At 61.8% G+C, this 19,261-nt stretch carries 19 protein-coding genes, 1 other RNA gene and 1 pseudogene; 14 read left to right on the plus strand and 7 right to left on the minus strand.

What is annotated here, in order from left to right; genetic code table 11:
* The first annotated feature begins 133 nt into the window (after window positions 1–133).
* From ACYVNQ_RS26340 to ACYVNQ_RS26360, 5 genes are read left to right on the plus strand one after another with little or no spacing between them, the layout of a single operon-like run.
* Entirely contained in the window at window positions 134–1,393 is a 1,260-nt protein-coding gene (locus ACYVNQ_RS26340) for a 3-isopropylmalate dehydratase large subunit (RefSeq protein ID WP_460906357.1), read from the plus strand.
* A 17-nt stretch (window positions 1,394–1,410) separates the two neighbouring features.
* Window positions 1,411–1,911 carry a LeuD/DmdB family oxidoreductase small subunit gene (locus tag ACYVNQ_RS26345; RefSeq protein ID WP_460906359.1) on the plus strand — a complete coding sequence of 167 codons (501 nt, stop codon included), beginning with the start codon at window positions 1,411–1,413 and terminating at the stop codon, window positions 1,909–1,911.
* 32 nt (window positions 1,912–1,943) lie between these two features.
* Complete coding sequence (locus ACYVNQ_RS26350; RefSeq protein ID WP_460906361.1) at window positions 1,944–2,624, plus strand: RraA family protein; 681 nt, start codon at window positions 1,944–1,946, stop codon at window positions 2,622–2,624.
* Between the two features lie 32 nt (window positions 2,625–2,656).
* A complete protein-coding gene (locus ACYVNQ_RS26355) occupies window positions 2,657–3,862 on the plus strand; it encodes a pyridoxal phosphate-dependent aminotransferase (RefSeq protein WP_460906363.1) in 1,206 nt (401 codons plus the stop codon).
* Between the two features lie 51 nt (window positions 3,863–3,913).
* On the plus strand, window positions 3,914–4,855 hold the full coding sequence (locus ACYVNQ_RS26360) for a transporter substrate-binding domain-containing protein (protein WP_460906365.1): 942 nt from the start codon (window positions 3,914–3,916) through the stop codon (window positions 4,853–4,855).
* 88 nt (window positions 4,856–4,943) lie between these two features.
* Here ACYVNQ_RS26360 and ACYVNQ_RS26365 read toward each other — a convergent pair whose 3' ends face one another.
* Complete coding sequence (locus ACYVNQ_RS26365) at window positions 4,944–5,858, minus strand: class II glutamine amidotransferase (RefSeq protein ID WP_460906367.1); 915 nt, start codon at window positions 5,856–5,858, stop codon at window positions 4,944–4,946.
* Window positions 5,859–6,027: 169 nt separating this feature from the next.
* Between ACYVNQ_RS26365 and pyrC the strand changes: the two genes are divergently transcribed.
* The 3 genes and pseudogenes from pyrC to rnpB all read left to right on the plus strand — a co-directional run bounded on the left by pyrC (window position 6,028) and on the right by rnpB (window position 8,485).
* Window positions 6,028–7,110, plus strand: a complete 1,083-nt coding sequence (gene pyrC / locus ACYVNQ_RS26370; protein ID WP_460906369.1) for a dihydroorotase — start codon at window positions 6,028–6,030, stop codon at window positions 7,108–7,110.
* 235 nt (window positions 7,111–7,345) lie between these two features.
* Window positions 7,346–7,966, plus strand: a pseudogene (locus tag ACYVNQ_RS26375) (DUF3025 domain-containing protein); the annotation flags it as partial.
* A 105-nt stretch (window positions 7,967–8,071) separates the two neighbouring features.
* Window positions 8,072–8,485, plus strand: an RNA gene (gene rnpB / locus ACYVNQ_RS26380) — RNase P RNA component class A.
* Window positions 8,486–8,597: 112 nt separating this feature from the next.
* On the opposite strand, the gene ACYVNQ_RS26385 is transcribed toward rnpB, so the two are convergent.
* Entirely contained in the window at window positions 8,598–9,020 is a 423-nt protein-coding gene (locus ACYVNQ_RS26385) for an OsmC family protein (protein WP_460906371.1), read from the minus strand.
* Between the two features lie 671 nt (window positions 9,021–9,691).
* On the opposite strand from ACYVNQ_RS26385, the gene rplM reads away from it, so the two are divergent.
* From rplM to erpA, 3 genes are all read left to right on the plus strand, one after another.
* Window positions 9,692–10,120 carry a 50S ribosomal protein L13 gene (rplM, locus tag ACYVNQ_RS26390; protein ID WP_460906373.1) on the plus strand — a complete coding sequence of 143 codons (429 nt, stop codon included), beginning with the start codon at window positions 9,692–9,694 and terminating at the stop codon, window positions 10,118–10,120.
* 11 nt (window positions 10,121–10,131) lie between these two features.
* The gene (gene rpsI / locus ACYVNQ_RS26395) at window positions 10,132–10,524 is read left to right on the plus strand and encodes a 30S ribosomal protein S9 (protein WP_460906375.1); all 393 of its coding nucleotides are present in this window, start codon (window positions 10,132–10,134) and stop codon (window positions 10,522–10,524) included.
* Between the two features lie 287 nt (window positions 10,525–10,811).
* Window positions 10,812–11,177 carry an iron-sulfur cluster insertion protein ErpA gene (gene erpA / locus ACYVNQ_RS26400; protein WP_460906377.1) on the plus strand — a complete coding sequence of 122 codons (366 nt, stop codon included), beginning with the start codon at window positions 10,812–10,814 and terminating at the stop codon, window positions 11,175–11,177.
* A gap of 94 nt (window positions 11,178–11,271) precedes the next feature.
* On the opposite strand, the gene ACYVNQ_RS26405 is transcribed toward erpA, so the two are convergent.
* Window positions 11,272–12,402 (minus strand): anhydro-N-acetylmuramic acid kinase, encoded by a 1,131-nt coding sequence (locus ACYVNQ_RS26405; RefSeq protein ID WP_460906379.1) that lies wholly within the window; start codon window positions 12,400–12,402, stop codon window positions 11,272–11,274.
* A 245-nt stretch (window positions 12,403–12,647) separates the two neighbouring features.
* Between ACYVNQ_RS26405 and tyrS the strand changes: the two genes are divergently transcribed.
* The 3 genes from tyrS (at window position 12,648) to ACYVNQ_RS26420 (ending at window position 15,163) form a co-directional block, all read left to right on the plus strand.
* Window positions 12,648–13,889 carry a tyrosine--tRNA ligase gene (tyrS, locus tag ACYVNQ_RS26410; RefSeq protein ID WP_460906381.1) on the plus strand — a complete coding sequence of 414 codons (1,242 nt, stop codon included), beginning with the start codon at window positions 12,648–12,650 and terminating at the stop codon, window positions 13,887–13,889.
* Between the two features lie 64 nt (window positions 13,890–13,953).
* Window positions 13,954–14,412, plus strand: coding sequence for a D-aminoacyl-tRNA deacylase (dtd, locus tag ACYVNQ_RS26415; protein ID WP_460906383.1), 459 nt, complete (start codon window positions 13,954–13,956; stop codon window positions 14,410–14,412).
* 85 nt (window positions 14,413–14,497) lie between these two features.
* Entirely contained in the window at window positions 14,498–15,163 is a 666-nt protein-coding gene (locus ACYVNQ_RS26420; protein ID WP_460906385.1) for a histidine phosphatase family protein, read from the plus strand.
* A gap of 4 nt (window positions 15,164–15,167) precedes the next feature.
* On the opposite strand, the gene ruvB is transcribed toward ACYVNQ_RS26420, so the two are convergent.
* The 4 genes from ruvB to purH form a co-directional block, all read right to left on the minus strand.
* On the minus strand, window positions 15,168–16,241 hold the full coding sequence (ruvB, locus tag ACYVNQ_RS26425; RefSeq protein ID WP_460906387.1) for a Holliday junction branch migration DNA helicase RuvB: 1,074 nt from the start codon (window positions 16,239–16,241) through the stop codon (window positions 15,168–15,170).
* Between the two features lie 130 nt (window positions 16,242–16,371).
* Window positions 16,372–16,953 (minus strand): Holliday junction branch migration protein RuvA, encoded by a 582-nt coding sequence (gene ruvA, locus ACYVNQ_RS26430; RefSeq protein ID WP_460906389.1) that lies wholly within the window; start codon window positions 16,951–16,953, stop codon window positions 16,372–16,374.
* Window positions 16,954–17,009: 56 nt separating this feature from the next.
* On the minus strand, window positions 17,010–17,555 hold the full coding sequence (gene ruvC, locus ACYVNQ_RS26435; protein ID WP_460906391.1) for a crossover junction endodeoxyribonuclease RuvC: 546 nt from the start codon (window positions 17,553–17,555) through the stop codon (window positions 17,010–17,012).
* A gap of 112 nt (window positions 17,556–17,667) precedes the next feature.
* A complete protein-coding gene (gene purH, locus ACYVNQ_RS26440; RefSeq protein WP_460906393.1) occupies window positions 17,668–19,233 on the minus strand; it encodes a bifunctional phosphoribosylaminoimidazolecarboxamide formyltransferase/IMP cyclohydrolase in 1,566 nt (521 codons plus the stop codon).
* Window positions 19,234–19,261: the final 28 nt, after the last annotated feature.

The following is a 19,261-nucleotide window of genomic DNA, read 5'->3' on the forward strand; positions in this document are numbered from 1 at the left end:
CGGTCGCGATGCCGATTACTCCCGTTATGCGCGATTTTGGTTTGGGATACTCGGCACACCGGTCGCGCAGGAGACAACCTGGATACCAGGATCGCCGGCCAACCTCAACACGAGGCACGATGAAATGCGAGGCATGACCCTCTCGGAAAAGTTGCTGTCTGCGAGCGCGGGGCGCAGCGTGCGTGCGGGCGATATCGCGATTTGCGAAGTCGACTGCGCGATGGGCACGGACGGCTCGATCCCGATGGCGATGGACTATTTCGCGTCGATGGGTGGCGAACGGGTGCATGCGCCGCAGAAACTGCTGTTCGCGCTCGACCATTACGCGCCGCCGCCAAGCCCGAAAGCCGCGATGTTGCAGGCGAAGATCCGCCGCTTTGCCGGTGAGCAGGGCATTGCGTTATGCGATATCGGTGCGGGCATCGGGCATCAGCTTGTGGTCGAGCGAGGGCTTGCCAAGCCCGGGCAGCTGTTGGTCGGGGCCGACAGCCATGCGGTCACGTACGGCGCGGCGAACTGCTTTGCGACCGGTATCGGCTCGTCGGATCTGGCGGGCGTCATGCTGACCGGCAAGGTCTGGTTGCGCGTGCCGGAATCGATCCGCATCACATTGCATGGCGAGCTGCCGCGCGGCGTCTATCCGAAAGATCTGGCGCTGCATCTTGCGCAACGCCTCGGCGCAGATGGCGCCACGTATTGCGCGCTGGAATTCGATGGCGAAGGCGTTGCGTCGCTGGATTTCGAAGACCGTCTGGTGGTGGCGAACCTGTCTGTCGAGATGGGCGCTAAAAACGCGGTGTTTCCTTGCGACGCCGCGACACGCCGCTATCTCGAGTCTCGCGTTGCCGAGCCGCTGGAGGCAGTAACGCCCGACGCAGACGCGATCTATGTGCAGTCGTTCGACATCGATCTGTCGACGCTGCAGCCGTACGTCGCGCGGCCACACAACGTCGACAACGTGACGAACCTCGCCGCGCTCGGCGAGGTGCCGGTGCATATGGCGTATCTGGGCACTTGCACGGGCGGCCGCGCGAAAGATTTCCGCCAGGCACTCGCGGTGTTCCGCGAGTTTGGCAAGCCTGCCGCGGGCGTGCAACTGGTGGTCACGCCAGCCTCGCGCGAAGTGCTGCAGGAATTGACGCAAGGCGGCGAACTGGCCGAGTTCATTGCACTCGGGGCCGTGATCGTCACACCGGGCTGCGGTTCATGCTGCGGTACGGCGGGCGCGATTCCCGAAGACGGCGCCAACGTGATCTCCACCGCCAATCGTAATTTCAAAGGACGCATGGGCAACGCGAACGCCAACGTGTTCCTCGCTTCGCCGGAAGTGTGCGCGGCTAGCGCGGTGGCAGGCAGGATCGTCAGCCCGCAGGCGATTGCCGCGCATCGATAACGAAAACGACCTACGCCATGCAATTTTCCGTGAACGGCACTGCGCGCTGCTTCGGCGACGACGTCAACACCGACTACATTATTTCCTCGCGCCGCAAGCGGGAGTCGCTCGACCCCGCGGTGCTGAAAGACTATCTGTTCGAAACGATTGCCCCGGCGTTCGCCGCCACCGTGCGCATCGGCGACATCCTCGTGGCCGGCAAGAACTTCGGTTGCGGCTCGGCGATGGAAGTCGCGGTGACGGCAGTGGTCGGCGCCGGCATTCGCATCGTGCTCGCGCAAAGTTTCGCGCGCACCTACTTTCGCAACGCGATCAACAACGGCTTGTATCCGGTCGAGTGCGATACCAGCGGTATCGGCGAGGGCGACACGCTGCAAGTGGACGTCGGCCCACGCACGCACATACGTTGCATGCGCAACGGTCTGCTGCTCGACGCGGTGCCGTTCCCGCACGACATCCTGAAGATTCTCGACGCGGGCGGACTCGTGCCGTATCTGCGCCAGCACGCGACGTTCTGATCCCGATTCATCCAGCCAATGGACCACGCCTCATGAGCCAGCCCAACCTTCCCGGCTTTCGCATTCTGCCGATGCCCGCGCCGATCGGCAAAGACATCATCGAGCGTTTTCAGACGGTCGTCACGCCGCATATCAGCGACAGCATGCAGCGGCTGTGCGGCGTGATCGGCCTGAAACCGTATCACCACCGCAAGAAGCTGGTGGGCCGCGCGATCACCGTCAAGGTGCGGCCCGGCGACAACCTGATGATCCATAAGGCGATCGATATCGCGCAGCCCGGCGATGTGATCGTCGTCGACGGCGGCGGTGAAGTCACTCAAGCTCTGGTCGGCGAGTTGATGCAGATGCATGCGCAGGTGCGTGGTATCGCCGGCTTCGTAATCGACGGCGCCGTGCGCGACGTCGCAGCATTTCATGCCGCCGATTTCCCGTGCTATGCGCGCGGCAATACGCACCGCGGCCCGTTCAAGGACGGCCCGGGCGAAATCAATGTGCCGGTCGCGATCGGCGGGCTGGTGATCGAAGCGGGCGATCTGATCGTCGGCGATGAAGACGGTCTGGTCGCCGTGCCCGCCAACCAGCTGGAAAGCGTGCTGGCCGCTGCCAACGCGCAGGCCCAGCGCGAACAGCAACGCAAGGCAGCGATCCTGAAAGGCGAGGACAAGCGCGACTGGATCGATATTTACCTGAAGCAGAAAGGCGTGATCGCGTGAGCGCCGCTACGTCATCGACCAGGGAACCCGCTATGAAGCTGATCGCCGCACGCATGGACCGTATCCTGCCGTCGCCGACCTCGATGGCGACCGCGCGCGTGAAGGAACTGCGCGCCGCGGGCCGCGACGTGGTTGGACTCACGGCGGGCGAGCCGGACTTCGATACGCCGCCGCATATCGTCGAGGCGGCTTACGCTGCGATGAAGGCCGGCAAGACGCGTTACACGACAGTCGACGGCACGCCTGAGCTGAAGCGCGCGATTCGCGACAAGTTCGAACGCGAGAACGGCCTCGCGTTCGCGCAGGACGAAGTGATGGTCAGCACCGGCGGCAAGCAGGTCGTGTTCAACGCGATAACCAGCACTGTCGAAGACGGCGATGAGGTTGTGATTCCCGCGCCTTACTGGGTGTCGTATCCGGACATGGTGATGCTGAACGGCGGTCGTCCGGTGATCGTCGAGTGCGGTGCGCAAAGCGATTACAAGCTGACGCCCGCGCAACTGGAGGCCGCGATCACGAGCCGCACCAAATGGGTCGTGCTCAATTCGCCGTGCAATCCGTCTGGTGCGACGTATACCGCGAACGAACTGGTCGCGCTGGGTGAAGTGCTGAGCCGCCATCCGCACGTGTGGGTGATGACCGACGACGTGTACGAGCATCTGATCTACGACGGCCTGAAGTTCGCGACGTTCGCGCAATGCAATCCGCAACTGCGCGAGCGCACGCTGACGATCAACGGCGTATCGAAGGCGTTCGCGATGACCGGCTGGCGCATCGGTTATGCGGGCGGCCCGAAGCCGCTGATCAAGACAATGGCCAAGCTGCAGACGCAGAGCACCAGCAATGCTTCGTCGGTGAGCCAGGCCGCGGCGCTGGCTGCGTTGACCGGTCCGACCGATTTTCTCGTCGGCTGGCGCAGCGAGTATCAGCGTAGGCGCGATCTGGTCGTCAGCCGGCTGAATGCAATCGATGGCCTGTTTTGTCCGCGTCCGACAGGTGCGTTCTACGTGTATCCGTCGTGTGCGGGCATGATCGGCCGGCGCAAACCGGATGGCAGCGTGATCGGCGACGACACCGATTTCGTCATGTATCTGCTCGAAAGCCACGAAGTGGCCGTGATTCAGGGCGCGGCGTTCGGCTTGTCGCCGGCGTTCCGCATTTCGTTCGCGACGTCGTATCAGCAACTCGAAGAAGCCTGCAACCGGATCGCCGCGGGGTGCGCGGCGTTGCGCGCCTAGGCGGGCGATCCGATCGACGTCGCGTTCCCCATCATCGTGAAGGAGACCTCCATGAAAACGCAGTCGCTGTCGTTGCACCGACGCTTGCCTTATGGCGTCTTCGCGGTGCTGTTGTGCGGATGTTTCGCGCTGTCTGGACTCGTGCAACCGGTAGAGGCGCAGGATCTGACCGGCCGGCTTGCGGCAATCAAGGGCAGAAATACCATCGTGCTCGGCTTTCGCGAAGCGTCGGTGCCGTACTCGTACTACGACAACAGCGAGCAGGTGATCGGCTATTCGCACGATATCTCGCTGGAAATCGTCAAGGATCTGAAGGTCGCGATCGGTGCGCCGAACCTGCAGGTGAAGATGATTCCGGTGAACGCGCAGAATCGCATCCCGCTGATCCAGAACGGCACGATCGACATCGAATGTGGCGGCACCACGAATAATAAGGAGCGCGCGCAGCAGGTCGATTTTTCCAACACGATTTCGGTTACCGAGACGCGACTGCTGACGAAGGCCAATTCCAACATTCATTCGTTTGGCGATTTGAGTGGCAAGACGGTGGCCGTGACGGCCGGCACGACGTCTGAGCGTTACTTGCGCAGCTACGTGCATGAGAAAAACGCCGACATCACGGTAATCTCGTCGCGCGATCACAGCGCATCGTTCATGAATCTCGAAACGGGGCGCGCGGCAGCGTTTTTCATGGACGCCGATGTGCTGGCAAGCGAGCGTGCGACTGCTCACAACCCGCAGGAGTATGTGGTGACCGGAGAGCCGCAGACGCACGAGGCGATCGCCTGCATGCTGCCGAAAGGGGAGCCGGCCATCAAGGCAATTGCGGACCGCACGATCGCACGGCTCGAGACGAACGGGCAGGGTGAGGCGCTTTATCGCAAATGGTTCATGTCACCGATCGCGCCGAAGGGCATCAATCTGAATTTGCCGATGAGCAATGCGCTGAAAGCGGTGTTCCTGCACCCGAACGATCAGCCGATGGACGATTGATTGATGGCTTGAGCGCGCGGTGGTGCACTCGCTGCAATTCGCTGCAGCAGCGATACCGTCGCGCGAGCGCCGTTCGTGTTCGTGTGTATCAGGATTCGAAGGCGGCCTGATCGTCGGCTTCGAGGTCGAGCGTCGCAGCTTCCGGCAGCATCGTCGCGCTCGGCTGGACCGTACCGTCGCACAACGGCTTCGAGGCCTTTTCCAGCACTTCCAGCGGCACCGGCACGTTGGTGCGTGCAATCACGTTGCCGTGCTGAAACATCAGCAGATCGCCGGGCGCGAAACGCGTCCATGTTTCGTTATCGGTGAGCGGCTGCGTGGCGATCACCGCGACGCGGTCTTCCGGCGTCGTGTACTTCGCGAAATCGATCGACACGTCCGCATCCACCAGATGTGCGGTCGAAAACGGCCAGCTGCGTACGAGGTAGTAGAGATGTGTCGAGCAATGCGCAAACAGCGCCTGCCCGTTCGACATCAGAAAGTTGAATACACCGAACTGCGTGATTTCGCGCGTCAGCGTTTCGAGCGCGGCGAACAGTTCTTCGAGAGGCGGCTGTTGCTGACCCGGGAACGCTTTACGCAGCCCTTGCAGCAGCGCGCAGTACGCGAGTTCGCTGTCGGTGGTGCCGACCGGCTGATAAACGCCGTCGAGCTCCGGATGGTAATTCTGCAGATCGCCGTTGTGCGCAAAGATCCAGTGTCGGCCCCACAATTCGCGCAAAAACGGATGACAGTTTTCGAGCACGATGTGGCCTTGCGTCGCCTTGCGGATATGCGCAATCGTATTTTTCGACTTGATCGGGTAGCGCTTGACCATCTCGGCAACCGGTGAGGTGGCCGACGATTGATGATCGATGAACAGGCGGCAGGCCTTGTCTTCGAAGAACGCGATCCCCCAGCCATCGGCATGGTGATCGGTGACGCCGCCGCGTGCCGCGAAGCCGGTGAACGAAAACACGACATCGGTCGGCGCGGCGCAATTCATTCCGAGAAGTTGGCACATGATGCGCTAGCGTAGAGCGTGTAACAGCGGGCGAGCCGTTACAATGACATTTTTACAAGCATATCATCTCGCCCTCACGCGACATTATTAAAATTGACGGGTGTTCAGGCCGCTTAACGACGGTTTGCGCGCGTCAATAAAGTGTTGCGCAATTCGCTACCCGCTTGCCATGACCTCTTCTTCCGCTACCTCCGCCTCCGTCGATTCCGTTACGCTCGCGCGCCCTGACGACTGGCATCTGCACGTGCGCGACGGCGCGATGCTCGCGGCTGTGCTGCCGCATACCGCGCGGCAGTTCGGCCGCGCGATCATCATGCCGAACCTGCGGCCGCCGGTGACGACCACCGAACAGGCGGGCGCGTATCGAGAGCGCATTCTCGCGGCGCTGCCCAAGGGCGACGCTGCGGGCGCAAAGTTCGAACCCCTGATGACGCTGTATCTGACCGACAACACCCCTGCGGATGAAATCCGCCGGGCGCGTGCAAGCGGCTTCGTGCACGGTGTGAAGCTGTATCCGGCCGGCGCGACGACCAATTCCGATGGTGGCGTGACCAGTCTTTCGAAGTGCACGAAGACGCTCGAGGCGATGCAGGAAACCGGGATGCCGCTGCTGATCCACGGCGAAGTGACCGATGCGTCGATCGATCTGTTCGATCGCGAGAAGGTGTTCATCGATCGTGTGCTGACGCCGCTGCGTCGCGATTTTCCGGAATTGAAGGTGGTGTTCGAGCACATCACGACGAAGGACGCCGCGGAGTACGTGCGCGACGCGGATGCGGCGCCTGGGCGGCTCGGTGCGACGATCACGGCGCACCATCTGTTGTACAACCGCAATGCGATTTTCCAGGGCGGGATTCGGCCGCATTACTACTGTCTGCCGGTGCTCAAGCGCGAGATGCATCGCGTTGCACTGGTTGAGGCGGCTACGTCCGGTAATCCGCGCTTCTTCCTCGGCACTGATAGCGCGCCACATGCGAAGGGGCTGAAAGAGCATGCGTGCGGCTGCGCTGGATGCTATACGGCACTGCATGCGATGGAGTTGTATGCGCAAGCGTTCGACAGCGTTGGGGCGCTGGATCGGCTGGAAGGCTTCGCAAGTTTCTTTGGTGCGGACTTTTACGGCCTGCCGCGCAGCACCGAACACGTGACGCTGCGCCGTGAAGAATGGACGCTGCCTGCCGAAGTCCTGGCAGGCGATACGCCGGTCGTGCCGTTGGGCGGTGGCGAGTCGATCGGCTGGCGGCTGGTCTAAAGCGGCTGTAGCGGCGCTTGTGGTTGATCAGTGCAACGACGGTGCGTGCTGCGATAACGTCGACATCCACGGTATCGCCGCTAGCGGCCAGCTGTCGCCACGCGGTGTGATGAAGCCGCTGGCTGTGGGCTTTGATGACATCGACTGGTCCACGCCGTGGTTCGCCCAGTTCGACGCGCGCGGGCCGCGCTGGCAGCACGCCGCGCTGCGAGGCCCGGCTGAGCTGCTCAGCGCCATGAACGCGGATGCATCGTGTGCCAACGTGAACACCGGGCGAGGCCAGCGCCTGTCGTTCATTGCGCAGCACGAGCTTCCGCAAGGCACGACTTACGAGGCCCATATCGCGTCGACGGGCGCTGTCCCTACGCGGCACAATCTGCACGATTTCTTCAACGCGCTGTCGTGGTTCCAGTTTCCGCGCATCAAGGCCGCATTGAGCGCACGCGGATCGGCCGCGCTCGACGCCTTGGGCGTCGGCCCGACGCGCGGCGCGACACGCGATGTACTCACTGTCTTCGACGAAAACGCCGTGTTGTTCGCTTGCGCCGACCCTGCGCTTGCCGCTGCGTTGCGCGGTTTCGACTGGCGGTCGCTGTTTCTCGCGCGGCGTGCCGCATGGAGCACGCTTTGCGAGGTGCGCTGCTTTGGACATGCGTTGCTGGAAAAGCTGGTCGCGCCATACAAGGCGTGCACCGCGCACGCGTGGATCGTCGACGTGCCCGGCGAGTACTTCGCGTGGACCGCAGCGGCACGCGACGCCTGGCTCGACGACACGGTGAGCCGCACCTTGCTAACCGCCGACGCTCTGACCAGCCGCGTCTTCGCACCGTTGCCGGTGCTCGGCATACCCGGCTGGTGGCAAGCGAATGAAGCCGCATCCTTCTACGACGACCCGGCGGTATTCCGCCCCGGCCGACGCCGCGCAGACCCCGTCACCGGCAATGTTAGAATGGCGCCCAGCAAAGCAGGCCAGGCAGCCGCGGCTTTGCCGGCTCACGCCGGCGAGGGCGAGGAAAGTCCGGACTCCACAGGGCAGGGTGATGGCTAACGGCCATCCGTGGCGACACGCGGAACAGGGCAACAGAAAGCAAACCGCCGATGGCCTGGCGCAAGCCAGGATCAGGTAAGGGTGAAACGGTGCGGTAAGAGCGCACCGCGGATGCGGCAACGTATTCCGGCAAGGTAACCTCCACCCGGAGCAATTCCAAGTAGGCAGGCGTGCATCTTCGAGATGCAGGGCGGGGCCCCCGTTCCGTCTGCGGGTAGGAAGCTTGAGCGCGTCAGCAATGGCGCGCCTAGAGGAATGGCTGCTACGCGCGGCGCGTCTTCGGACGTTTCGCGTGCACAGAATCCGGCTTATCGGCAGGCTTTGCCGCTGAATGAAAAACGCCGGCGTCCGTAAGGGCGCCGGCGTTTTGCTTTATGTGCTGCGGTGTGCGCTTGTACGGCTTGTGCCGCGCGTTTCGCGGCCGGCCGTTCGGCCCGTATCAGATCTCGACGATGTCGAACGAGTGGGTCAACTCGGCGGTCTTCGCCAGCATGATCGACGCAGAGCAGTACTTGTCGTGCGACAGGTTGATCGCGCGCTCGACCGTTGCCGGATTGAGGTTCTTGCCGGTCACGGTGAAGTGGAAGTGGATCTTGGTGAACACCTTCGGGTCTTCGCTGGCGCGCTCCGCTTTCAGCGTCACCGAGCAGTCGGTGATTTCCTGACGGCTTTTCTTCAGGATCATCACGACGTCGTAGGCGGTGCAGCCGCCGGTGCCGAGCAGCACCATTTCCATCGGGCGCGGCGCGAGATTGCGACCGCCGCCTTCGGGGGCGCCGTCCATCGTGACCAGATGGCCGCTGCCGGTCTCGGCGGCGAAGGCCATCCCGTCCTGTCCCATCCAGCTCACTTTGCATTCCATACCCGTATCCCCAGCTCTTTCGGAGCAAATTCGAGGATGCATTGTAGCCGGTCGATCGTGCGGCCGCCGGGCGTTATCTCGGATTGCGCAGGAGCGGCTTTGCGCTTGTGTGTTGCGATGCAGCATGTTTGGCGCCGTGCGGGATTCCCCTCGACGACTAAGGGATTTCGCGCACTTCGCAGCGCTTCCGGGCGGTGGTTATATTCGCTTAACCTGTTGAAATTAAAGAAATGTTTTCCGATTTTGGAGGGCTGGCTTGAATTTCATATCGTGAAGTTAGATTTCGCAATGTAAATGCTCTTGCGTCGCACAAGCTGCGCACATATAATCTGTTCATTGGTTGCTGCTGTTGAGCAATCTCCGCATGTCTCCTCCACCCTCCTCCTAAGGTGGATTAAGCCCGAACCAAAGGTTCGGGCTTTTTTTCTGCTTTTTCCTCCCTTCCGCCAGATTCCATCTTGCCTGCGCCGATGTTTTGACTCCGGCGCGTAAATTCCTTTATAATTCAGGGCTTTTCCGCATTCATGCCCGCGGGAGAAGAACAGGGAGAGCCTGCGAGGCCCGCGTTACAGCGAGCGTCAAGCGCGTCACGGAAGCATCAGAACTTCTTGATAGGCGCAAAAATACAAGCAGGAACAAGCATTGGGCATGGCATTTTTTTTGGATCGATCATGAAGACTTTTTCCGCCAAAGCCCATGAGGTGGCGCGCGAATGGTACGTGATTGACGCGACGGATAAGGTTCTCGGCCGTGTCGCCAGCGAAGTGGCACGCCGTCTTCGCGGCAAACACAAGCCAGAATTCACCCCGCACGTCGACACCGGTGATTTCATCATCGTTATCAACGCCGGCAAGCTGAGGGTCACAGGTAACAAGACCCTGGACAAGAAGTACTACCGTCACTCGGGTTATCCGGGCGGCATCTACGAAACGACGTTTGGCAAGATGCAGGAACGCTTCCCGGGCCGTGCGCTCGAGAAGGCGGTCAAGGGCATGCTGCCGAAGGGCCCGCTCGGGTACGCGATGATCAAGAAGCTCAAGGTCTACGCTGAAGCAACGCATCCGCACTCGGCACAACAGCCGAAAGCGCTCGAGTTCTAAGGGGAGCCCACATGATCGGTAACTGGAATTACGGTACGGGCCGCCGCAAGAGCGCAGTCGCTCGTGTCTTTATCAAGGCAGGCAAGGGCGACATCATCGTCAACGGCAAGCCTATCGCCGACTATTTCTCGCGCGAAACGTCGCTGATGATCGTGCGTCAACCGCTGGAACTGACGAACCACGCTGCAACGTTCGACATCAAGGTGAACGTGACGGGCGGCGGCGAAACGGGTCAAGCTGGTGCGGTTCGCCACGGCATCACCCGCGCGCTGATGGACTACGACGCAACGTTGAAGCCGGCTCTGTCGAGCGCAGGCTTCGTTACGCGTGACGCGCGTGAAGTCGAGCGTAAAAAGGTCGGTTTCCACAAGGCACGTCGCCGGAAACAGTTCTCGAAGCGTTAATCGCTTCATGCCGGTTTTGCCGGAGCTGGCTGCAGTTGGGGGCCGCACGGCAAGATCTGCTGGGAAAAGCCGCTGTCGCAAACTTGCGTCGGCGGCTTTTTGTTTGGAATTTTCTACCTCGCCGAGTGGTTATACAGACATAGGCGAGCCAATTCGATCGAACCGCCCGGCGCGGCATCGTGTCCCGCCACCGCGCAATTCGTAAGAACCTATTGTTTTCATGGGCTTCAGCACGATATCAGGATCGGCCCTACAATAGCGTCTAGCAGTTTTTTTGGAGAGTTCGCATGAGCGAAGTGACCGACACCCCCGTGGCTGAAATGCCGGCTCCGTTCGTCTTCACCGACGCAGCGGCCGACAAGGTCAAGCAACTGATCGACGAAGAAGGCAATCCGGATCTGAAGCTGCGCGTGTTCGTCCAGGGCGGCGGCTGCTCGGGCTTCCAGTACGGTTTCACGTTCGACGAAGCGGTCAACGAAGACGACACCGTGATGAACAAGAGCGGCGTTCACCTGCTGATCGATTCGATGAGTTATCAGTATCTGGTCGGTGCTGAGATCGACTACAAGGACGATATCAACGGCGCGCAGTTCGTCATCAAGAACCCGAATGCGACGACCACTTGCGGTTGCGGTTCGTCATTCTCGGTTTGAGATAGTTCTGAGCGAGTAGTAGTACAAGAAACGGGGCCGAAGCCCCGTTTTTTTATGCCGCGTCGTGGTCGCAAGATCCGGCGCGGTTTGAATTTCAGCGCGGGTAGATCGCGCCCAATACACGTTCGTCGGCCGCGCCGGTGACCGCCGGCAGATTCCCCGGCAGGCGCGCGACACAGCGCATGGCAAGCCACGCGAAAGCGAGCGGCTCGACCTGGTGTGGCGGGACCCCAAGCGCTTCCGTGGTCATGACCGGCACGCCGGACACGCCGCTTTCCTCGAGCGCGCGTTGCAGCGCCCGCAGCAGCTCCGGATTGCGCGCGCCGCCGCCACACACATAAAGCCCGTTGCAATCGGGGGCATGACGCTCGACTTCACGTGCTACCGTCACGGCGGTTAGCGCGGCGAGCGTCGCTTGCACGTCTGCCGGATTCAGGGATTGGAACGGCTGCAGCTTCGCATTCAGCCATTCTTCGTTGAACAGGTCTCGGCCGGTGCTTTTCGGCGGCTGAAGCTCGAAGAACGGCTCGTCGAGCAGCGCGTTCAGCAATGGCCGATGTACCTGTCCCTCGCTCGCGAAATGACCGTTTTCGTCGAACGGCTTGCCGAGATGCCGCTGCGCCCATGCATCCAGCAACGCATTGGCGGGGCCGCAATCGAAGCCGCGTACAGCGCCGTTTGCAGACAGGATCGTCACATTGCTGATGCCGCCCAGATTGCATACCACACGCGTTTCGCCTTTCACGCCGAACACCGTCGCATGAAACGCCGGAACCAGCGGGGCGCCCTGGCCGCCCGCGGCGACATCACGCGAGCGAAAATCGGCAATGACGTCGATATGGGTCATTTCGGCGAGCAGCGCCGGATTATTGATCTGCCGGGTATAGCCTTTCTCGGGCCGGTGCCGAACGGTTTGGCCGTGTACGCCGATCGCGCGCACGCCCTCCGCCGACAGGTTGCCGCTTCGAAGCAGTTCGTGGCAGCACACCGTGTAGCGCGCGGCCAGCGCGTTCGCGGCCAGCGCTTCACGCTCGATTTCGTTGTCGCCGGGCTGTTGCAGAGCGAACAGCGCATCGCGCAAGCCCTCCGAAAAGCCGACGAACGCCTCCGAGCGGACCACCGGCGGCTTGCCTTTTGTCAATTCGACCGCGATGCCGTCCACGCCGTCCATGCTCGTGCCTGACATCAATCCGAAATACACGCCGTCTGCCGCGTCTTTCGCCACGTGATGCTCCCTTAAAGAGTCCGTTTTAAACTGACGATGCCGATTGTCGCTCAACGTTGCTCGCCGCGACAGTCTGCTGCAGTGCGCAAGAAATGCGCCTCGCTCAATGGACATGAGCATAAAGGCTGCGGGCGCGACGCGAACCCTGGCCGATCGGCCAACGCTCGTCGAATCGCAGCGCGCATAGGTCGCTTTGCGACGCAACTATGGGACAATCTACGCTTTTGCGATCTCCCCGTTCCAGCATGAGCACTGAGCCCACCTCCAAACCCACCTTTCCCGTCACGGACGAAGTTCGTCATGCGCTCGCCATTACGAAGCGCGGTGTCGATGAGTTGCTGATCGAAGAGGAATTCACGCAGAAGCTCGCGCGCAGCGCTGCCACCGGTACGCCGCTGCGCATCAAGCTGGGGCTGGATCCGACTGCGCCGGACATCCATATCGGCCATACGGTTGTGCTAAACAAGATGCGCCAGCTGCAGGATCTTGGGCACACGGTGATTTTCCTGATCGGCGACTTCACGTCGTTGATCGGCGATCCGTCGGGGCGCAACGCCACGCGTCCGCCGCTTACGCGCGAGCAAATCGAATCGAACGCGAAAACGTACTTCGAGCAGGCCGCGCTGGTGCTGGATCGCGAAAAGACCGAAATGCGCTACAACAGCGAATGGTCGATGCCGCTTGGCGCAGACGGCATGATCAAGCTGGCTTCACGCTACACGGTCGCGCGCATTCTTGAGCGGGAAGATTTCACCAAGCGCTTCCAGGGCGGCGTGCCGATCTCGATTCACGAATTCCTGTATCCGCTGATGCAGGGCTACGACTCGGTCGCGTTGAACTCGGACCTCGAACTCGGTGGCACCGATCAGAAATTCAATCTGCTGGTTGGCCGCGAACTGCAAAAGCAATACGGCCAGGAGCAGCAATGCATTCTGACGATGCCGCTGCTCGAAGGACTCGACGGCGTCGAGAAGATGTCGAAGTCGAAACACAACTACGTGGGGATCAGCGAAAAGCCTACCGACATGTTCGGCAAGCTGATGAGCATCTCGGACGACCTGATGTGGCGCTACTTCGAACTGCTGTCGTTCCGTTCGATGGACGAGATCGCGGGTTTCCGGCGTGAAGCGGAATCCGGCCGCAACCCACGCGACTTCAAGGTGTTGCTGGCACAGGAAATCGTTGCACGCTTTCATTCGCAGGCGGATGCCGGGCGGGCGCTCGAAGACTTCAACCATCGCGCGAAAGGCGGCGTGCCAGACGATATTCCGTCCATCTCGCTGACGGGCGCGCCGCTTGCGATCGGGCAGTTTCTGAAGCAGGCAGGCCTCGTGCCGTCGACCAGCGACGGACTGCGCAACGTCGATCAGGGCGGCGTGAAGATCGACGGCACCATCATTTCCGACCGCGCGCTGAAGGTGGATGCCGGCGAGTACGTGGTGCAAGTAGGCAAGCGGCGTTTTGCGCGCGTGACGCTTTCCGCGTAATGCAGATGCCGTTCGTGTCCGTCGCTGTCATGTTGCGTCCGTTTCAATTTGCTGGGCGCGCCGCATGATCGCGTTGATCCAGCGCGTGCGACATGCCGAAGTGCGCGTCGGCGATCGCGTGACGGGCGCGATTGGCGCCGGCCTGCTGGCACTGGTATGCGCGGAGCGAGGCGACACGGATTCCATCGCCGACCGGTTGCTCGCGAAGATGCTCGGCTACCGCGTATTCAGCGATGCGGCGGGCAAGATGAACCTGTCGGTGCAGAACATCGACGGCGCGGGGCAAGCAGGCGGGTTGCTGCTTGTCTCGCAATTCACGCTGGCGGCCGATACGAATAGCGGGCTGCGTCCGAGCTTCACCCCAGCCGCGCCGCCCGACGAAGGCAAGCGCCTGTTCGACTACATCGTTGCTGCGGCGCGCACGAAGCATCCGACGGTCGAAACCGGCGAATTCGGCGCGGATATGCAAGTCTCGCTGGTCAACGACGGCCCCGTCACGTTCTGGCTGCAAGTGCGTGCGTAGAGTGCTGAACTGCGGGTGTTGGTGTGATCAACGGCGGGTTGGTACACCACGTCTGCCCTCATCGATCGACAACGAACGCTGATACATGTCCACTCAAATACTTTTCATCCGGCACGGCGAAACGGACTGGAATCGCATCAAGCGCATTCAAGGGCATCTGGACATTCCGCTCGCTACCAGCGGCGTCGAGCAGGCGCGGCGACTTGCCGACCGCTTCACGCGCGAGGCGCAGGAAGGCATCACGCTCGATGCAATTTATTCGAGCGATCTGCAGCGCGCGCAGCAGACTGCGCGTCCGATGGCGGAAGTGCTGCATATGCCGATCGTGCTGAATCGCGGTTTGCGCGAGCGCTCGTTCGGCGCGTTCCAGGGCTATGACAGCGAGGAAATCGCCGAGCGCTTTCCTGACGAATACACGCAGTGGCAAACGCACGATCCGGCATTTGCACCGGCCGACGGCGAGTCGCAACGCACGTTCTATCACCGCGTGCTGCGTACGCTTGAGCCGATTATCGCGGCGCATCCGAATGGACGCATCGCGTGTGTCGCGCATGGCGGTGTGCTTGACTGTGTGTACCGGTTCGCGAATGGAATCTCGCTCGATGTGCCACGCGACTACCCGCTGCTTAACACCAGCGTTAATGTTGTCGATTTCGACAACGGCCGGGCGACTGTCAAAGTCTGGGCGGACGTCGATCATCTCGACGGACAGAGCGGCGACGACAGCTTCGACAAGAACGCTGCGCGTTAATCGCTCAGTCTTGCGCGGCCGGATCCGGATCCCACAAACCGCGCACCGTGCTTGAAGAATCCGGCGCGGCGAGGCCGAAGTGCCGGTAGCTCAGCAACGTCGCCACGCGGCCGCGTGGTGTGCGCTGCAAATAGCCTTGCTGGATCAGATAAGGCTCAAGGACGTCTTCGATCGTATCGCGCTCTTCGCCGATCGCCGCGGCGAGATTGTCGACGCCGACCGGGCCGCCGTCGAACTTGTGCAGGATCGCTTCGAGCAGCTTGCGGTCCATCAGGTCGAAACCCACAGGATCGACATCGAGCATTGCCAGCGCGGCATCGGCGACCTGCGAGGTGATGTTGCCGTCTGCTTTGACTTCAGCGAAATCGCGCACGCGCCGCAACAGCCGGTTCGCAATACGGGGCGTGCCGCGCGAGCGTTTGGCGATTTCAAGCGCGCCGTCCGGATGAATCTGTGCGCCGAGCAGCGACGCCGAACGCAACACGATGCGCGCCAGCTCCTGCGCGTTATAGAACTCTAGCCGCGCGACGATGCCGAAACGGTCGCGCAACGGGTTCGTGAGCATGCCGGCGCGGGTGGTCGCGCCGACTAGCGTGAACGGCTGAAGATCGAGCTTGACGCTGCGCGCAGCGGGCCCCTCGCCGATCATGATGTCGATCTGGTAATCCTCGAGCGCCGGATACAGAATTTCCTCGACCACCGGCGACAAACGATGAATCTCGTCGATGAACAATACGTCGTTCGCTTCGAGATTCGTGAGCAGCGCGGCGAGATCGCCGGCACGCTCGAGCACGGGCCCCGACGTTTGCCGCAGATTGACGCCCATTTCCCGCGCGATGATGTGCGCAAGCGTAGTCTTGCCGAGACCCGGCGGCCCAAATAGGAGCACGTGGTCTAGCGATTCCGACCGGCGTCTGGCTGCCTCGATGAAGATCTCCAACTGACCCCGCACCTTTTCCTGGCCGACGTATTCGTCGAGCTGGCGAGGGCGCAGCGCACGCTCGAATGCCTCTTCGTTCGGCGACACGGGCGTGGCGGCGATGATGCGTTCGGCAGCGAGTTTGTCAGTTTCGATCATGACGCGCATTGTACCGCGCGTCGTCCGTTACGAAACTCTGCCGATTGGCCAGGGTGCGCGAACGGCGCCGGCATGCGATGCTTCACCCCATCGTTACACGGTGCTCGCTGCACGGTGCCAGGCCTGCTGGTCAGGCCTTCGATAGCGCCTTCAACGCGAGTTTGATGCCCTCGGAAACCCCGGTGCCGGCTGGCACGTTCTTGGTGGCAGCCAGCGCCTCTTTTTCGGAGTAACCCAATGCGAGCAAGGCATTCAGAATATCGGAAGCATGATCGGAGGCAGATACGGCGCCGGCGGGCGCGCCTAAATCGGCGCCGAGCTTACCCTTGAGTTCGAGCAGCAGGCGCTCCGCTGTCTTCTTGCCGATTCCGGGCACACGGGTGAGACGCGCGGCGTCTTGCAGCGTGACGGTTTGAGACAGTTCCTGCACGCTCATGCCCGATAGCACGGCGAGCGCCATGCGCGCGCCGATGCCACTGATCTTTAACAATTCGCGAAACGTCGCACGTTCCTGCGCGGTGCCGAAGCCATATAGCAGGTGGGCATCCTCACGCACGATGAGTTGCGTGAGCAGCACGACCTTTTCACCGGTCGACGGCAGGTTGTAGAAGGTGCTCATCGGCACGTCGACTTCGTAGCCGATGCCGTTGCAATCGACGAGCAGGTGCGGCGGATTCTTTTCCAGCAGGACGCCGGCAATGCGACCAATCATGATCGATTCAATCGAGGGGGAAAGCGCGAGTGTAGCGCGAGTGGCGCTAGCCGACGTTAACCGACGAGCCGTCCGCGCCGCACGCGTAGCCCCTTCTTCGCCAGCGCCGGGGCAATACCGCCGAGCGTGGCCAGCGTGCCACCGCTGTGCGCATGGCAGATCGCCATGCCGAGCGCATCCGCTGCGTCGGTACCGGGCACGCCAGAGAGCGTCAGCAGACGCACGACCATTTGCTGCATCTGTTCCTTGGTCGCGCGGCCATAGCCGACCACCGCCTGTTTCAACTGCAGCGCCGTATATTCCGCGACCGGCACGCCGCCCGCTACCAGCCCGCAAATTGCGGCGCCACGTGCCTGGCCGAGCAGCAGTGTCGACTGCGGGTTGACGTTGACGAACACCTTTTCGATCGCCGACTGGTCGGGCGCGTGCTGTCGAATCAGCATGGAAATCCCGTCGAAGATCGTGCCGAGGCGAGTGGGCAAGTCGGTGTCCTGCGTCTTGATGACGCCGCTCGCGACATAGGTTAACTGGTGGTGGCCGGTCTGGTCGATCACGCCGAAGCCGGTCACACGCAGGCCGGGGTCGATGCCGAGAATTCTCATAACGAAAGGGCTGACTCAGTGCCTGCGATACTACAACGAATCGGACAAAAAACGGCCCGGCAGTGCTGGACTGCCGGGCCGTTTAGCAGCGAATTGCTGATCTAGCCGATGCTCAATGGCGGAAGTGGCGCACGCCGGTCAGCACCATTGCGATGTTGTGCTCGTCCGCGGCGGCGATCACTTCATCGTCGCGCACCGAGCCGCCCGGCTGGATCACGCAGGTTGCGCCTGCCGCCACCACGACGTCGAGCCCGTCACGGAACGGGAAGAACGCATCCGACGCAACGGCCGAGCCGCCCAGCGATAATCCCGCGTTCTGCGCCTTGATACTCGCAATCCGAGCGGAATCCACGCGGCTCATCTGGCCAGCACCTACGCCAAGCGTCATACCGTTGCCGCAGAACACGATCGCGTTCGACTTCACGAACTTGGCCACGCGCCATGCGAACAGCAGGTTGTCCATTTCCTTCGACGTCGGATGGCGCCTGCTTACTACTCGCAGGTCCTGCGCCTGCACGTTTTTCGCGTCGAGCGATTGCACCAGCAGGCCGCCGCCAACACGCTTCAGGTCGAATGCGTTGTGCCCATCGCCGAGCGCGATTTCCAGCAGGCGGACGTTCTGCTTGGCCGCAAACACCTGGCGCGCCTCAGCGCTGAATGCCGGCGCGATCAGCACTTCGACGAACTGCTTCGCTACCGCCTGAGCGGTTGCCTGATCCACCTCGCGGTTGAACGCGATGATGCCGCCGAAGGCCGAAGTCGGATCGGTCTGGAACGCCTTCGCATACGCTTCGTTCGTATCCGCGCCCATCGCCACGCCGCACGGATTCGCGTGCTTGATGATCACGCAGGCCGGCACGTCGAAAGTCTTGACACACTCCCACGCGGCATCGGAATCGGCGATGTTGTTGTATGACAGCTCTTTGCCCTGCAACTGCTGGTAGTTGGCTAGCGCACCCGCCGGCACCGACAGGTCGCGGTAGAACGCGGCGCTCTGATGCGGGTTTTCGCCGTAGCGCAGATCCTGCACCTTGTCGAAGGCGAGATTGAACGTAGCCGGATACGTGTTGCGCGTGCGGTGCTGCAGCTCTTCGGTCAGGCTCGTCAGATAGTTCGTGATCGCGCCGTCGTATTGCGCGGTATGAGCGAACACCTTGGTAGCCAGGCGGAAGTTCGTCGTATAGCCGACCGTGTTGCTGTTTGCGCGCATCTCGTCGAGCACGGCTGCGTAGTCGGCCGGATCGACGATAACCGTTACGTCGCGGTGATTCTTCGCTGCGGAACGCAGCATCGTCGGGCCGCCGATGTCGATGTTTTCGATCGCGTCTTCCAGCGTGCAATCTTCTTTAGACACCGTCTGCACGAACGGATACAGGTTCACGACGAGCAGGTCGATCGTCGGAATGTCGTGCTGTCCGAGCGCAGCCATATGCTCGGGCAGGTCGCGGCGCGCGAGAATGCCGCCGTGCACTTTCGGATGCAGCGTCTTTACGCGCCCATCGAGCATTTCCGGGAAGCCCGTGTAGTCGGCCACTTCGGTGACGGCGAGCCCCGCGTCCGCGAGCAGTTTCGCGGTGCCGCCGGTGGACAGGATCTTGACGCCGAGCGCCGACAGCGATTTCGCAAAATCGACGATGCCGGACTTGTCGGAAACAGAGATGAGCGCTTGCTTGATCATGATGAGAACGGAAAAGCCCGATGAAAGC

The organism is Paraburkholderia jirisanensis, assembly GCF_054782355.1.